The sequence below is a fragment of the Stenotrophomonas sp. STEN030 genome, from assembly GCF_056759995.1.
In genome coordinates this window covers 1-14,735 of the sequence record NZ_JBRREB010000035.1, presented here as the reverse complement: position 1 = coordinate 14,735, position 14,735 = coordinate 1, and the positions used below count along the sequence as shown (strand labels likewise).

At 65.0% G+C, this 14,735-nt stretch carries 13 protein-coding genes; 6 read left to right on the top strand and 7 right to left on the bottom strand.

Going from position 1 to position 14,735, the window contains the following annotated elements; translation table 11 throughout:
- Positions 1–41: 41 nt before the first annotated feature.
- Complete coding sequence (locus ACVOLR_RS13125) at positions 42–863, top strand: methyltransferase domain-containing protein (protein ID WP_481536820.1); 822 nt, start codon at positions 42–44, stop codon at positions 861–863.
- On the opposite strand, the gene ACVOLR_RS13120 is transcribed toward ACVOLR_RS13125, so the two are convergent.
- The 7 genes from ACVOLR_RS13120 to olsF form a co-directional block, all read right to left on the bottom strand.
- Entirely contained in the window at positions 857–1,909 is a 1,053-nt protein-coding gene (locus ACVOLR_RS13120) for a metal-dependent hydrolase (RefSeq protein WP_481536819.1), read from the bottom strand. The genes ACVOLR_RS13125 and ACVOLR_RS13120 overlap by 7 nt on opposite strands.
- 28 nt (positions 1,910–1,937) lie before the next feature.
- Complete coding sequence (locus ACVOLR_RS13115; protein WP_481536818.1) at positions 1,938–3,050, bottom strand: ABC transporter permease; 1,113 nt, start codon at positions 3,048–3,050, stop codon at positions 1,938–1,940.
- Positions 3,047–4,210, bottom strand: coding sequence for an ABC transporter permease (locus ACVOLR_RS13110; RefSeq protein WP_481536817.1), 1,164 nt, complete (start codon positions 4,208–4,210; stop codon positions 3,047–3,049). The genes ACVOLR_RS13115 and ACVOLR_RS13110 overlap by 4 nt, the downstream gene beginning before the upstream one ends.
- On the bottom strand, positions 4,195–5,205 hold the full coding sequence (locus ACVOLR_RS13105; protein ID WP_481536816.1) for an HlyD family secretion protein: 1,011 nt from the start codon (positions 5,203–5,205) through the stop codon (positions 4,195–4,197). Before ACVOLR_RS13105 ends, ACVOLR_RS13110 begins: the two co-directional genes overlap by 16 nt.
- Positions 5,202–6,539: a TolC family protein gene (locus tag ACVOLR_RS13100; protein ID WP_481536815.1), complete on the bottom strand. Its 1,338-nt coding sequence runs from the start codon at positions 6,537–6,539 to the stop codon at positions 5,202–5,204. Before ACVOLR_RS13100 ends, ACVOLR_RS13105 begins: the two co-directional genes overlap by 4 nt.
- A 114-nt stretch (positions 6,540–6,653) precedes the next feature.
- Positions 6,654–7,457, bottom strand: coding sequence for a UDP-2,3-diacylglucosamine diphosphatase (locus ACVOLR_RS13095; protein ID WP_481536814.1), 804 nt, complete (start codon positions 7,455–7,457; stop codon positions 6,654–6,656).
- Positions 7,454–9,166, bottom strand: coding sequence for a bifunctional ornithine lipid synthase OlsF (gene olsF, locus ACVOLR_RS13090; RefSeq protein ID WP_481536813.1), 1,713 nt, complete (start codon positions 9,164–9,166; stop codon positions 7,454–7,456). The genes ACVOLR_RS13095 and olsF overlap by 4 nt, the downstream gene beginning before the upstream one ends.
- A 194-nt stretch (positions 9,167–9,360) precedes the next feature.
- On the opposite strand from olsF, the gene metK reads away from it, so the two are divergent.
- The 5 genes from metK to ACVOLR_RS13065 all read left to right on the top strand — a co-directional run bounded on the left by metK (position 9,361) and on the right by ACVOLR_RS13065 (position 14,630).
- Positions 9,361–10,596 carry a methionine adenosyltransferase gene (metK, locus tag ACVOLR_RS13085; RefSeq protein ID WP_481514047.1) on the top strand — a complete coding sequence of 412 codons (1,236 nt, stop codon included), beginning with the start codon at positions 9,361–9,363 and terminating at the stop codon, positions 10,594–10,596.
- Positions 10,597–10,726: 130 nt separating this feature from the next.
- A complete protein-coding gene (locus ACVOLR_RS13080; protein WP_481536812.1) occupies positions 10,727–11,941 on the top strand; it encodes a DUF1444 domain-containing protein in 1,215 nt (404 codons plus the stop codon).
- A 492-nt stretch (positions 11,942–12,433) separates the two neighbouring features.
- Positions 12,434–13,057: a CDP-alcohol phosphatidyltransferase family protein gene (locus tag ACVOLR_RS13075; RefSeq protein ID WP_481536811.1), complete on the top strand. Its 624-nt coding sequence runs from the start codon at positions 12,434–12,436 to the stop codon at positions 13,055–13,057.
- The gene (locus ACVOLR_RS13070) at positions 13,057–13,650 is read left to right on the top strand and encodes a lysophospholipid acyltransferase family protein (protein WP_481536810.1); all 594 of its coding nucleotides are present in this window, start codon (positions 13,057–13,059) and stop codon (positions 13,648–13,650) included. Before ACVOLR_RS13075 ends, ACVOLR_RS13070 begins: the two co-directional genes overlap by 1 nt.
- A 77-nt stretch (positions 13,651–13,727) precedes the next feature.
- A complete protein-coding gene (locus ACVOLR_RS13065; protein WP_481536846.1) occupies positions 13,728–14,630 on the top strand; it encodes a phosphatidate cytidylyltransferase in 903 nt (300 codons plus the stop codon).
- Positions 14,631–14,735 lie beyond the last annotated feature (105 nt).

Genomic DNA, 14,735 nt, shown 5'->3' with positions numbered 1-14,735 from the left:
GGCTGGCGATACTGGGCGAATCACTGCACGACGCTGTTTTCATGACTCTCAACGACTTCCCCTACCTGCATGGCTTCTCCGCGAACGAACAGGAGCGGCTACGCAAGCAGGCACGCCTGTTTGAACCGGCGATCTTCCACGACATCGACTTCCGCAACTCCCGCCACATCCTCGAAGTAGGCAGCGGCGTCGGTGCGCAGAGCGAAATCCTGCTACGCCGCTTCCCCGACCTGCGGGTCACCGGCATCGACCTCAACGAGCGCCAGCTGGCTGCCGCCAACGCGCATCTGGCACAGATGCCGTGGCTGCAGGAGCGCGTCGAGTTCCAGCGCGCCAATGCCACCGACCTGCCGTTCGAACCGCGCAGCTTCGACGGCGCCTTCCTGTGCTGGGTGCTGGAGCACGTCCCCTCGCCCGCGCGCGCGCTGGCCGAAGTGCGGCGGGTGCTGAGCCCGGGCTCGCCGGTGTTCGTCACCGAGGTGATGAATGCCTCGTTCCTGCTGGATCCCTACTCGCCCAACCTGTGGCGCTATTGGATGGCGTTCAACGATTTCCAGATCGACAGCGGTGGCGACCCGTTCGTCGGTGCCAAGCTCGGCAACCTGCTGCTGGCCGGCGGTTTCCGCGATGTGCAGACGCAGACCAAGACCGTGCACCTCGACAATCGCGAACCAGCACGGCGCAAGGTGATGTTCGCGCTATGGGAAGAGCTGCTGCTGTCCGCAGCAGAGCAGTTGCTCGAAGCTGGCAAGGTCGATCAGGCCACGGTGGAAGGCATGCGCGCCGAGTTCACCCAGGTGCAGAACGACCCCAATGCGGTGTTCTTCTATTCCTTCGTGCAGGCCCGCGCCACGGTCTACTGAGTTGCGGCGCCGGTTGCAACAGGCGCCCGCCAGATGCGCTGCCACATCAGCGCCAAGCGCTGCTTCAATACGTCGCGATTGCCCGCCTGCCGATACGCAGGCATCACCTGCCGTGGCGGCATCGCCTGCCACTGCCCATCGCGTTCGCTGGCAACGGCGAAGTTGAAGTTGTAATCGGGCTCCAGTCCCATGCGCAGATCGCTGAGCACCAGCTCGCCATCCACTACCTGCGCGCGCATGAAGCCATGATTGAACCAGTTCAGTCGCTGCACCGCAGGCACATCGGCGGCCTGTCGCAGCGCCTGCACATTCGACGGGTAACCCTCGAACTGCATCGGCCCGTGATCGGCCCACAGCGAACGATCGCCGACCACATAGCCCTGCGGCGTCATCGCCACCACCCGCCACAGCAAGGTGTTGAAAGGCATCGGCACCGAGAAACGCGGCGCATCGGCCAAGCCCATATGCGCCAGTGACTGCGCGGCCACTCGGTCCACCTGCGCCTTGGCGATCAACGACCAGCCCAGATAGCCGGTGCTCAACACCAATCCCGCCACCAGCGCGCGTTGCGCCAAGGGCCGAGCGCGTGCGAACCAGGCAATGCTGCAGCCAATCAACAACCAGATCGTATACAGCGGGTCGATGATGAAGACGCTGGACCACATCGTCGGTGGCGGCGTCAGCGGCCACCACAGCTGCGTGCCGTAAACGGTGAAGGCATCCAGCAGCGGATGCGTCACCAACGCAAGCACTATCGCCCACCACCAGCGCACTGGCGCCTGGGCAACCCGGCCATGGCCGAAGCGCTTGTACAACCACCAGATCAAGGTGCCCAACAAAGGCAGCACGAACAGCGAATGGCTGAAGCTGCGGTGCACCGTCATCAGGCTCACCGGGTTGTCGGTGAAGGCCATGATCGCCAAGCCGTCCAGATCAGGCAGCGTGGCCAGCGCAGCGCCAGCAAGCAAGGCGGCGCGCCGATGCGCGGCGGGGGTAATGGCGGCGGCGATGGCGCCACCGAGAACGATCTGACTGAGGGAATCCATGCGCCGATGCTAGCAGCCAACGCTGCGCTCAGCCCTGCCGCCGGCCATGCAGTCGCCACAGCATCAGGCCGCCGTACAGCAGCGCCAGCAACAGCAGGTTGAGCAGCTCGCCACTGATCTCAGGCAGGCGTGCACCCAACTGCTGGGTGCGGACGATGGCGTTGATGCCGGCAGTAGTCGGCAGCAACTTGGCCAGTGCCACCAGCGCTGGCGGCGAGGCAATCGCCGGCCACGACAGGTTGGACAGGAAGAACAGCGGAATCGACACCGCGGTGACATATTGGAAGGCCCGCTCGCGGGTATCGAAGAAGCTGGCGATGAGCATCCCGAATGGCACCGTCGCGAGCGCGAACAGCAGCACCGCCAACAACATCCCGGGGATATTGCCGCCGCGCGGATAGTCCTGCGCCCAGGCAGTGAAGCCGACGTAGTACAGCAGCCCACACACCGCCACCACGGTGAACGCAAAGGCCATGCCCGACAAGGTCGGCAGGTCGAACTGCAATCGCCTGCCCAGCTGCGCGCGGCGGCTGCCCAGCAATACACCGATACCGAGCAGCAGGGTCTGATGCACGATCAGTTCCGATACGCCGGGCACCACGCTGCTGCCATAGCCTTCGCGGGTGTTGTACAGCGGGCGCTGCACCAACTGCAGCGGCGCTGCCTGCGGCGCGCCCATGAAGGCGGCCTGGCGCAGCGCTTGTTGGCGACCAAAGCCGGTGATGCCTTCGGCCAGGCCGTTGAGGATGGCACTGGCCCGGCTCAGGTAGGCGCCGTTACCCAGCAACACCAGTTGCCCACTGCCGCCACGCAGGATGTCGCGCTCCAGCCGCTGCGGGATCAGCACGATGCCATCCACCTCGCCGCGCAGCAGTTGCTGTTTGGCCTGGGCCAGATCCGGCGGCTGGCTGACCACCCGCACCGCCAGCAGTGCGTCCACATGCCGGATCAGCTCGCGACTGGTTGCGCTGTGATCAGCATCCACCACCGCGATCGGCAGATCACTGGCAACCTGATGGCGATACGCCGCCGGGTAGAAGAACGAGTACAGCAGCACCGCGCCTATCATCACCGCGCGCGCCGCCGGGTCGGCGAACATTGCCTGCAGGGTGATGCGGAAGCTGGTCACGAAGCCGCTCATGCGCGCGCCTGCTGGCGGGCCGCACGCAACAGCAGGCCTGCACCCAAGCCACCGGCCACCAGACTCATCAACAGCAATATCGTCAGTGGCCGCAGCGATACCTGCCACGGCGCGCCCATGAACAACTGCTGCATCTGCACCTGCACGTAGGCGGTGAGCGGCAGCAACAGGTTCCAGATGCGGGTGAACAACGGTGCCTCGATCACCGGGAAGGTGGCGCCGGAAAACGCCAACGCCGTACCAATCGTCAGACCTACCGCCGACAGCCCGGTGCAGATGTCGCGGGTCACGGCGATGAACAGCAGCGCGAAACTGCAGCAGGCCAGATAGAACAGCGGCTGCGCCAACAGCATCAGCCACAGGCTGCCGGCCATGCCATCACCACGCACGTAGGCCAGATAGATCACCCCCGCCGCGCCATACAGCGAGAACAGGGCGACATACGGAAACAGCTTGCCGGCCATCGTTGCCCACGGCCGCTGCTGCAGCCAGCTGCCAAGCAGCCCATCGCGCTGCTCGCGACCAAACGCGGCACCGGCTGCAAGCGCAGCCAGCAAGGACAGCATGGCCGGGAAGATCAGCGGCAGCAGGAACAATTCATAGCTGCGCGCCGGGTTGTACAGCACCGTCGCCTGCGCCGTCACCGGCGGCCCACGCAGTTTTGCCGGGCCAACCTGCAACGCAATCTGCTCCTTGAGCATGCGCGCGTTATAGGCACTTACCGCGTCGCCGATATCGCGCCCGGCCGATTGCCCGGTGGCCATGTAGGTGGCGTTGTAGAAGGCGTAGACCGGTACCGTTTCGCCACGCAGCGCGCGCCGGCTCAGGTCGCGCGGTATCAGCACGATCGCAAACACCTCCAGCGCACGCAGCTGTGCCTGCGCCTGCTGCAGCGACGCCGGCTGACTTGCCACCTGCACGCCGGGGCTGTCGTCGATGGCACGCGCCAAGCCACGGCTGGTCGGGCTGTGGTCCAGATCAACCAAGGCGATCGGTACCTGCCGCAGTACCGAGCCGGAGAACAACCACATCATCAGCGCCATCAACAGCACTGGCAGCAGCGTCACCAGCGCCAGCTCCCAGCGGTCGCTGCGCCAGTGCTGCAACTCGCGCCGCAGCGAGGCGGCGAAGGCCTTGCCCGGTGTCAGTCCTGTGGCCATGCAAACAGCACGCTCATGCCCGGCCGGAATCCTTCGATCGGCTGCTGCGGCCGCGCCCGAACTTCGAAACTGCGCACGTCATAGCCGGACGACTGACGGGTGCTGCGCCAGGTGGCGTAGTCACCGGCCGGATTGATGAAGTAGACCTCAAACGCCGCACCGCGGTCCTGCAGCGCCGGAATCGTGCCCTGCAGACGGGCGCCGGGCTTGAGCCCGTTCATCTGGTCCTCGCGCAGGTTCAGCGCCACCCACATATGGTCGATGTCGACCAGGGTGAAAACCGGATAGCCGGCCGGTACCAGTTCGCCGATATCGGCCATGCGCTTGCCAACCTCGCCAGCCAGCGGCGCGCGACCCTGGGTTTCCTGCCGGGCCGCATCGACCTCGGCCTTGGCACCCTCGGCTTGGCGCACCTGTGCCAGCGCTGCGTCCTTGTCCTGCACGCGCGCACCGGCAAGGGCAAGGTCGTATTGCGCGCGGGCAGCGCGGGTAAGCTCGTTGGCACTGCGCGCCTGTGCCTGCGCTTCGTCGCGCTTCTGCCGGCTTACCACGCCTTCGGCATAAAGATTGTCGAGCCGGCGGAAGGTGCTGGTCGCCAGCTCCGCGCCGGCCTGTGCGCGCTTCCAGTTGGCTTCGGCAGCACGGATGTCCTCGCTGCGTGCGCCCTCCTCTGCCTTGGACGCCATCGCCGTGGCAGCAGCGACAACCGCGTCGGCCTGGCGCTCCTTGGCGGCAACCTCGGGGCTGTCGAGATCGAACAGCACCTGCCCGGCCTTGACCCGGTCGCCCTCACGCACATGCAACTGCTGCAGGCGCGCAGTGACCTTGGCGGCGACGTTGACGTTGTCGGCGTCGGCCATGCCCTGCACCTGGTCCGGTGGGCTGCGCAGGCCCAGCCACAGGCCGACCGCCACCAGCACCAGCAGCACCACGCCGGCAATCAGAAACACGCGGCGTTGCCGCGGACTGGTCTCCACCTGCAGCGAATCGCTCATTCCAGCACCTTGTCCGCGCGTTGGCGGTAGTCGTCAAAACGTTGCAGCTGCCCGCTCACTTCCAGCAGCTGCGCCAGCGCCACGTCGAATTGATAGGCAGCCTGTGCACGCTCCACCTGCGCCCCGCCCAAGCCGAGCCGCGCGTCGATCACATCCAGTGAGGTGGACTGGCCTTCGCGGAACGACAGCTCCTGCAGGCGCAGGTTTTCCTGCGCCTGGGCGATGCTGCTGTCCAGCAGCTGGAACTGCACGCGGGCGGTCTCCAGTTCGTTCCATGCCTTGCCGACACCGAGCTGCAGCTGGTTCTCCACTTCGCTCAGGCCCGACTGCGCCTGCTCCAGCTGCGCGCGCGCAGCGCTGACCTGCAGCGGCCGCGCCGTTGGCGACAGGAAGGTGTAACGCAGGCCAATGCCGAACGCCCAGTCGGCATCGGTCAACAACGCATCGCGACGACGCAGGTCGTACTGGCCAAACAGATAGATCTGCGGCTTGAGCTTGGCCTGCTGTGCACGCACGCCCTGTTCGGCCTGCGCGGTCAGCGCGCGCAAACGGCCAACCTGCGGATGCCGCTGCTGGGCACTGCGCTCGAACTCCTCGCGGGCACCAACTGGACCGTTGATCACGAACAACGGCGAGGTAGTCGCTACCGTGCCGCCGCTACGCAGCAAGGTGGCCAAGGCCTGCTGCAGGGTGGACAGGTCGTTGACGGCCTTCTGGTATTCGCGCTCGGCCTTGTCACGCGCGACGTTGGCCTGCAAACGCTGCGCCTTGGTGGCGAAGCCCTCGCGCTCGAGTTTCTGTGCATCCTCAAGATGCCGCTGCAAGCCGTCACGCACGTCACGGCGCACCTGCACCGCCTGCTCGGCCAACTGCTGGCCGAAGTAGGCCTGCACCAACTGTAGCGACAACGACTGCCGCTGCAGTTCACGATCGGCCTGGGCCAGATCACTGGCGGCCTGTGCGGCGCCTTGCGCGGCCGGGATCAGGCCACCGCTGTACAAGGGCACGCTGGCAGTAACAATTGGACGCGTGCGCCAGTCGCGCTCGCCGAACTCGAGCGGCGACTCGATGCCGAACGCCTCAGCGACTGGCGCCAGCGAGCCCAATGGCAGGTTCAAGGTCTTCTGGAACTGCATGCGGCGCACGTCGGCGGTGATTTCCGGCAGCCGCAGGTAGCGGCTGGCGTCCTGCAGGTCCAACTTGTTACGCACCCCGGCATCGGCGGCGGCCAGCGCGTCGGACACCTGCTCCAGGCGCTGCCGCGCCTGCTCGTAACTCAAGGCAGGCACCACCTCTGCCGCCACAGCCGGTGGCGCCAACAACATCCACAGCATGCACAACCCTGTCGCTACCGATGTTGGCTGCTTACCTGCCACCCCGATACTCCCTGCTCGTTGGCTGGCCCCAGCATAGCCGCCCACCGAGTGAGGAAGAAGTCAGCCGGGCAATCAGGCCGCCTGCGCCAACCGCAGGGTTCCCGGCAGGCAGGCCAGACTGCGGCCGGAATGGTCGAGCAGGCGCAGGCTGCCATCCTGGTCCTCGGCCAGCGCGGTCAGGCTTTCCACCCAGTCACCATCATTGGCGTAGACCAAACCATCGCGCTCGACCAGCGCCGCGCGATGGATATGCCCGCAGATGATGCCGTCCAAGCCGCGCCGTCGCACATCGGCCAGCCCGGCCTGCACGAAACGCTCGATATAGCGTTCGGCCGCACCGCTCTGCCGCTTGAGGAATTCCGACAGCGACCAATAGCGCAGGCCAAGCCGACGCCGCGCAGCGTTGAGCAGACGGTTACCGGTGAGGATGCGGTAGTACAGCCAGTCACCGAAGCGTTCCTGCAACCCACCAAAATGGGTAGCGCCGTCGTAGTCATCGCCATGTACGACCAACATGCGACGACCATCGGCGGTGGTGTGGATCGCGCGCCGGCGAACCTGCATGGCCGGCAGCATCAGGCCGCAGGTGCGACGCAGTGGTGCATCGTGATTGCCGGGGATGTAGATGATCTCGGTGCCGGCACGACGCAGCGCGTGCAAGGCCTCGATCACCTCGTTATGCGCCTGCTGCCAGGTCGCTCGCTTATGCGAAAGCCACCACAGATCGACGATGTCGCCGACCAGATACAGGCGTTCGCAACGTAGGCTGGTGAGGAAGCGCGCCAGTTCCGCCGCATGGCAATGGCGCGCGCCCAGATGCGTGTCGGAGATGAACACCGCGCGCCGGTGCGGCGGCAGCACCGGCACCGGGCTCATACAACTGCTCCGGCATCGCGCAGATAGCGTTTGCGCTTGTGCGGGCGGATGGCCTGCAGATCCACTTCGATCAGGCCGTCGATGGAATCGCTGAAATCCGGATCGACGCCGAACGCAAGGAAACGCGCACCACCCGGCTCACACAGATCGGTGTACTGCCGGTACAAGGTCGGCACGCTGGTACCCAGCGTCGCCAGATTGGCCTTGAGCACGTCGAACGCCGCCTGCGTGTCCAGCTCGCCGAAACTTGGTGGCGCGGCGAAGTACTGGAACGGCCGGTTCGACTCGGCCAGGCTGCGGCCAGCCCCGTAGTACTGCTGGTAATAGGCGACCAGTTGTTCGCGCGCCTCGCGTGGCAATGCGGCACTGATAGATACCGCGCCAAACAGATAGCGCACGCCCGGCTGGCTGGCGAGGTAGGCGCCGATGCCCTGCCACAGATAATCCAGGCTGCGGCTGCCCCAGTAGTCGGGCACCACGAAGCTGCGGCCCAGCTCCATGCCCTCGGCGATACGCGGGATGGCATCGTCCGAGTAGCGGAACAGGCTGGCGGTATACAGGCCCTGCAGGCCACTGCGCGCCAAGGCCGGTGCACCGCGCATCACCCGATAGGCACCGGCAATGCGCTGGGCTGGCGCATCCCAGACCACGATGTGCTGGTAGAGCGGATCGAAATCATCCAGATCACGGCTGCGGCCGGTGCCCTCGCCCACTTCGCGGAAGGTCAGCTCCCGCAACCGGCCCAGTTCCAGCAGCAGCGGCGAGTTGGCCGCGCACTGGGCCAGCCGGATCTGCTTGCCGTCGCTGGTCTGGCCGAGCAGCTCGGTGGTGTCGATGGCAGCGGCGACGTCGGCAGCGACAATCGGCTCGGCCAGGGGCTGCGGGCCTTCCTCGCGCAACTCGGCGTTCCGCTGCTCCCTGCCCAGCGCGTACAGCGCATCCCGCACCGCCTGCAGCTGCCGCGCCGGGTCCTGCTGCGCGTCCAGCCGCATCAGCTGGCCGATCTGCAGGCGCAGCGGCCGCTTGCGGCGAGCGAACATCTCGCGCGCCAGCAAGGCGGTGCCGGCCGGCTTGAACAGCGCCGAGGCGCCGTAGAACAGCGCCGAATTGCGCGCCTGCACCCGTACCGGCAGCACCGGCGCGTCGCAGGCACGGGCAAAACGGACGAAGCCACGGTTCCAACGACCGTCGCGGATGCCCTGCAGCGACAGCCGCGAGACCTCACCGGCCGGGAATACGATCACGCACTGCTCGGCCTGCAGCGCCTGTTCCACCGCCTGCAGGCTGGCCCGCTGGGCGCTGCCGCCGAGGATGCGCACCGGCAGCAGCAGATCGCGCAGCGGCTCCAGCTCCAGCAGCATGTCGTTGGCGATGATCCGCACGTCGCTGCGGACCCTGCCCACTGCGTCCAGCAGTGCCAACGCGTCCAGCGCCCCGGAGGGGTGGTTGGCGACGATCAGCAGGCGCCCACTGACCGGAATCCGCGCCAGCGCCGCCGCATCCACTGCGTAGCCGGTGTCGAGGAAGCCCAGCGCGGCGCTGACGAAGGCGAAGCCCTGTAACCCGGCGCTGCGCTGCAGGAAGGCGTCCAGTTGGTCGAAACGTGACCAGCGTCCCACTGTGCGCAATAGCGGCCGGGCCAGGTGTCGGCGCGGGCCGTGGAACCAATCGGGGTAGCGTTGCTGCAGGCGCTGCGCGATCTGTTGCATGGCAAGGTCTCCCTGTCGGCCCATTGGCCGGGAGCCTGCGCCCGCCACAAGGCAGGCCGGTTGCGGTTTTGCGGCAATCCGGTGACCGTGGCTTAACCGGATGGCAACAGACACTTCGGCACTATTCCGTCAAGGTGCCGACCGTGTATGATGCGCGCCCATCTTTCCATCCGAATCAAGGGATATATAGCCCGATGTCCAGCTACCTGTTCACCTCCGAATCGGTCTCCGAAGGCCATCCGGACAAGATTGCCGACCAGATCTCCGATGCGGTGCTGGACGCGATCCTGACCCAGGACAAACGCGCCCGCGTGGCCTGCGAAACCCTGGTCAAGACCGGTGCGGCAATTGTCGCCGGCGAAGTGACCACCTCGGCGTGGGTCGATATCGAAGAACTGACCCGCAACGTCATCAACGAAATCGGCTACGACAACTCCAACGTCGGCTTCGACGGCCACACCTGCGCCATCATCAACATGCTGGGCAAGCAGTCGCCCGACATTGCTGCCGGCGTTGACGGCACCAACAAGAAGGCCAAGAAGCCGGAAGAGCAAGGCGCTGGTGACCAGGGCCTGATGTTCGGCTATGCCTGCAATGAAGCCCCGGAATTCATGCCGGCGCCGATCTACTACTCGCACCGTCTGGTCGAGCAGCAGGCCAAGATCCGCAAGAAGAAGAACTCGCCGTTGCCGTGGCTGCGCCCGGACGCCAAGAGCCAGGTGACCCTGCGTTACGGCCAGGACGGCAAGATCGAAGGTCTTGACGCCGTTGTGCTGTCGACCCAGCACGATCCGGGCGTGAAGCAGAAGGACCTGGTCGAGGCCGTGCGCGAGCACATCCTCAAGCCGGTGCTGCCGAAGGCGTGGCTGGACAAGCTGCCGAAGAACAAGGTGCACATCAACCCGACCGGCATCTTCGTGATCGGCGGCCCGGTCGGCGATTGCGGCCTGACCGGTCGCAAGATCATCGTCGACACCTACGGCGGCATGGCCCGTCACGGCGGTGGCGCGTTCTCCGGCAAGGACCCGTCCAAGGTTGACCGTTCGGCCGCTTACGCTGCCCGTTACGTCGCCAAGAACGTGGTTGCTGCTGGCCTGGCTGACAAGTGCGAAGTGCAGGTCTCCTACGCCATCGGCGTGGCCGAGCCGACCTCGATCTCGGTCACCACCTTCGGCACCGGCAAGATTTCGGACGCCCAGATCGAGAAGCTGATCCGCGCCCACTTCGACCTGCGTCCGTACGGCATCATCAAGATGCTGGACCTGATCCACCCGATGTACCAGCAGACCGCTGCCTACGGCCACTTCGGCCGCAAGCCGAAGGAATTCTCGTACGTCGACGGCGACGGCAAGACCCAGAACGCGACTGCGTTCTCCTGGGAGAACACCGACCGTGCCGAAGCCCTGCGCAAGGCTGCAAAGCTGAAGTAAGTTCGGCGGCAGGTGAAAGCTCTACCCGGACGGGCCGCGCAAGCGGCCCGTCTGCTTTTTGTACAACCGCCCTTGCCAAGTACCGACGCCTCCCCACACGATAAGCGCCGCATACACAGGGAGGGTTGGCATGTTTTCAGCATTTTTCGGCAATCTGTTCAAGGACAAACCCGACCAGGACCAGTTTGCCCGCAAGTTCATGGACGCGGTGCGCAGCAATGGCTACCCGCATGAACTGGAATACGAAGCGGATACCTTCCGCATCCGCCATGCCAACGGCTCCTACTTCAACCTGCACAACGCCTACCACGCCTACATGGGCGCTCCGCGCGGACAACAGCGCAAGGCCTTGCAGTCCTTCAGCAGCTTGCTTGGCATCCACGACAACGATGCCGCGATGAGCTGGGAGCAGACCCGGCCCATGCTGCGCCCCTTGATCCGCAGCATCACCCAGCTTGAGGAAATCAGCCTGCACCATGCCGAGCAGGATGGCTGGGACGCGCCGCCGATGCAGCTGCAGTACCGGCGCCTGAGCGAAGAGTGCGTCGAGCTGCTGGCGGTAGACCATCCCGACCACACCGCCACTCTCACCCGCGGACCGGAGGAAGCTTGGGGCGTGGACTTCGATCAGGCCCTGGCAATCGCCCGCGCCAACCTGCGGCAAAGCCCCGACGAACCTTTCGTCGAGGTAATGCCCGGCGTCTACCAGGCCGCCTGGGGCGATGCGTATGACAGCAGTCGCGCGCTGCTGCCAGATCTGCTGCACCGGGTGCCCGTCGCCGGGCTGCCGGTGTTCATGCTGGCTACGCGTGACGTATTGCTGGTTGCCGGCGAAGGCGACCTGCAGGGGCAGGCGCAGATGCTGGAGTTGGCCGCCAACGCATTTGCCGATGGCCGCGTGATCTCCTGGGAAGTGCTGCGCTACGACGACGGCCAGCTGCATGCGCATGTTCTGGCCGATGCGGCCCTGCGCGAGCGCCAGCGACAACTCCGGCTGGAACTCGACACTGATGCCTACGCGTTGCAGAAGCAGCTATTGGAGCGCGTGCACCAGAAGCATGAAGAAGATGTGTTTGTTGCCAGTTTCATGGTCCACAGCGAAGAGCGGGTTTCGCTGTGCGCCTGGACCGATGGGATTGCCAGCTCACTTCCACGCACCGACCGATTGGTTCTGGTGATGCCTGTGGATGATGGGGAGGCCGAGACCCTGATGGTTGACTGGGAGCAGGCGCAACCCATTCTTGGCCACCTGCTGCGTGAAGACACCCGGCACATCCACCCGCCTCGTTATCTCACGCTTGGTTTCCCCGATGCAGAGACACGCGCGCGACTGCAGGCGGTCTGACACGCTTTCCTGCGCTGATCGTGATTGAGCAAAGAAGGCTGCCTGCGAGGGCAATTTTTTTTTGGGGCTTTGGGCTTTGGGCTTTGGCTTTGGCTATTGCTTTGGCTATTGATTTAGCCCTTCTCCCGCCTACGGGAGAAGGGTTGGGATGAGGGCAGCTTTGGCTTTGGCTCTTGATCCAGCAAAAACAAAAACTAAAACCCCAAAAGCGCCCTCATCCGCCCTCCGGGCACCTTCTCCCGCAGGCGGGAGAAGGGACAGCAAACAGCAACTGCCAAAGCCAAGGCCAAAGCCAAAGCCGAAGCCAAGGCCAAGGCAACTGCCACAACCAAAACCAAAACCAAAACCAAAGCCAAACCCAAACCCAAACCCAAAACACAAGCAGAAGCCGAAGCCAGGACAGCGCTCAAAGCCCATCCACTAACCCACCCCGGCAGCCTCCCCCCCCCTGCTCCCTGTTCTCCTTAACGACCAATGCACTACCATCGGCCCATGGGAAAGGAAGACCGTAGACCAATTGCCGCCCGTTCCACCGGCTGGGCTCGTGCCCTCAGCGCCGCGTTGGCACGCTCCTCAATCACACCGAACCAGATCTCGGTACTCAGCATTTTCTTCGCCGCAGGCGGCGCCGCTGCGCTGCTGTATTGGCCAGGCATACCCGGGCTTATCGCCTGTGCCGTCGGCATCCAGCTGCGCCTGATCTGCAACCTGCTCGACGGCATGGTGGCGATGGAGGGCGGCAAGCAGACACCGACCGGTGCGCTCTACAACGAATACCCGGACCGCATCGCCGACTCCCTGCTGATCGTCGCGCTCGGCTATGCCGCCGGCATGCCCTGGTTGGGCTGGCTTGGCGCCTTGCTTGCCGCGCTTACCGCCTATGTGCGCCTGTCCGGTGCCAGCCTCGGCCTGGCCCAGGACTTTCGCGGGCCGATGGCCAAACAGCACCGCATGTTCGTACTCACTGCGGCCTGCGTGCTGGCCATCATCGAGCAACTGACCACGCACACGTATTACGTGCTGCCTGCCGCCGCCATCATTATCGCCGCCGGCTCGCTGTTGACCTGCATCACCCGCACCCGCGCAATTGCCGCGCAACTCAAGGCAGGCAACTGATGCTTTCAAGCCTGCTGGTCGCCGCCGTCAAGGTTTTCATTGGTGCCTACCCGCGTTGGGTTGGCAGCCGCCCTACCGACACCCAGCGCATCTACTTCGCCAACCACTCCAGCCACCTGGATACGGTTGCGTTGTGGTCAGCACTGCCACCGGCCCTGCGCGAGCACACCCGACCGGTCGCCGCGCGTGATTACTGGAGCAAGGGTGTGCGCAAAGTCATCGCCGACAAGGGCTTCAACGCGGTGTTGATCGAACGTGATCGCAGCAAGTGCGAAAGCGATCCACTGCAACCGCTGCATGACGCCTTGGATGCCGGTGATTCACTGATCCTGTTCCCGGAAGGCACCCGCAACCACGAACCGCTGCCACAGCCGTTCAAGGCCGGCCTGTTCCATCTGGCCCAGCACTACCCGCATGTGGAACTGGTGCCGGTGTATCTGGACAACGCACGGCGCGCGCTGCCCAAGGGCAGCATGGTGCCGGTGCCACTGGTATGTACCGCGCGCTTTGGGCCTCCGTTGGCCCGCATTCCCGATGAAGACAAGGCGCAGTTTCTGGAACGCGCGCGCAACGCGGTGGTGGAGCTGGCATGAACAACGTATTCCTACAGCTCCCGCTGGGCAGTTTCCTGCAGCAGGCCATTGATCGCGCGCCGCCCAGCTTCTGGTGGATGATCGGCGGCGTGTTTGGCGTGCTGATCCTCGCCAGCTCGATCGGCTTCATTCTTGGCCGGATCAAACCCGGCTCGGTGGTCGACAACCTCAACGCGCGCATCCGTGCGTGGTGGGTGATGGCCGCCGTGCTGCTGTTCTGCTTTGTGCTCGGCAAGATCGCCACGCTGGTGTTCTTCGGCCTGTTGTCGTTCTTTGCGCTGCGTGAATTCATCTCACTGACGCCAACACGACGTGGCGACCATCTCGCTCTGTGCCTGTGCTTCTACATCGCCATCCCGCTGCAGTACTGGCTGATCGGTATTGACTGGTACGGCCTGTTTGTCATGTGCATTCCGGTGTACGGCTTCCTTGCCTTGCCCGCGGTATCGGCACTGTCCGGTGACACCGAGAACTTCCTGGAGCGCAACACCAAGATCCAGTGGGGTGTGATGCTCACCGTGTTCTGCCTCAGCCATGCACCGGCGCTGATGCTGCTGCGCATTCCAGGCTACGAAGGGCAGAACCTGATGCTGCTGTTCTACCTGCTGCTGGTGGTACAGCTCAGCGATGTGCTGCAGTACGTGTTCGGCAAGCTGTTCGGCAAACACCTGCTTGCGCCATTGGTAAGCCCTTCGAAAACGGTTGAAGGCTTGGTCGGCGGCGGTTTGGCGGCAACTGGCGTAGGCGCGGCGCTGTACTGGATCACCCCGTTCTCACCGCTGCAATCGGCAGCCTTGTCGCTGCTGATCGTGATCTGCGGCTTCCTTGGCGGCTTGGCGTTGTCGGCAGTGAAGCGCAGCCTCGGCGCCAAGGACTGGGGCGAGATGATCGAAGGCCATGGCGGCATCCTGGATCGCCTGGATTCGGTGGTGTTCTCCGCGCCGGTGTTCTTCCACGTGGTGCGCTACAACTTCCAGTAAGGCCCTGTAGTGGGGGGGGGGGGGGAGGGGAGGGGGGGGGGCGGGGGGGGGGGCGCGGGGGGGGGGGGGGGGCGACCGGGGAGGGGGTTGGCGGGGCGAGGGGGG

What these genes read in the sequence shown, in the direction of transcription:
- ACVOLR_RS13070 (WP_481536810.1), top strand. Translation starts at nt 13,057, where the DNA reads ATGCTTTCAAGCCTGCTGGTCGCCGCCGTCAAGGTTTTCATTGGTGCC.
- metK (WP_481514047.1), top strand. Translation starts at nt 9,361, where the DNA reads ATGTCCAGCTACCTGTTCACCTCCGAATCGGTCTCCGAAGGCCATCCG.
- olsF (WP_481536813.1), bottom strand. Translation starts at nt 9,166, where the DNA reads ATGCAACAGATCGCGCAGCGCCTGCAGCAACGCTACCCCGATTGGTTC.
- ACVOLR_RS13110 (WP_481536817.1), bottom strand. Translation starts at nt 4,210, where the DNA reads ATGGCCACAGGACTGACACCGGGCAAGGCCTTCGCCGCCTCGCTGCGG.
- ACVOLR_RS13080 (WP_481536812.1), top strand. Translation starts at nt 10,727, where the DNA reads ATGTTTTCAGCATTTTTCGGCAATCTGTTCAAGGACAAACCCGACCAG.
- ACVOLR_RS13120 (WP_481536819.1), bottom strand. Translation starts at nt 1,909, where the DNA reads ATGGATTCCCTCAGTCAGATCGTTCTCGGTGGCGCCATCGCCGCCGCC.
- ACVOLR_RS13065 (WP_481536846.1), top strand. Translation starts at nt 13,728, where the DNA reads ATGATCGGCGGCGTGTTTGGCGTGCTGATCCTCGCCAGCTCGATCGGC.
- ACVOLR_RS13100 (WP_481536815.1), bottom strand. Translation starts at nt 6,539, where the DNA reads ATGCTGTGGATGTTGTTGGCGCCACCGGCTGTGGCGGCAGAGGTGGTG.
- ACVOLR_RS13095 (WP_481536814.1), bottom strand. Translation starts at nt 7,457, where the DNA reads ATGAGCCCGGTGCCGGTGCTGCCGCCGCACCGGCGCGCGGTGTTCATC.
- ACVOLR_RS13125 (WP_481536820.1), top strand. Translation starts at nt 42, where the DNA reads ATGACTCTCAACGACTTCCCCTACCTGCATGGCTTCTCCGCGAACGAA.
- ACVOLR_RS13105 (WP_481536816.1), bottom strand. Translation starts at nt 5,205, where the DNA reads ATGAGCGATTCGCTGCAGGTGGAGACCAGTCCGCGGCAACGCCGCGTG.
- ACVOLR_RS13075 (WP_481536811.1), top strand. Translation starts at nt 12,434, where the DNA reads ATGGGAAAGGAAGACCGTAGACCAATTGCCGCCCGTTCCACCGGCTGG.
- ACVOLR_RS13115 (WP_481536818.1), bottom strand. Translation starts at nt 3,050, where the DNA reads ATGAGCGGCTTCGTGACCAGCTTCCGCATCACCCTGCAGGCAATGTTC.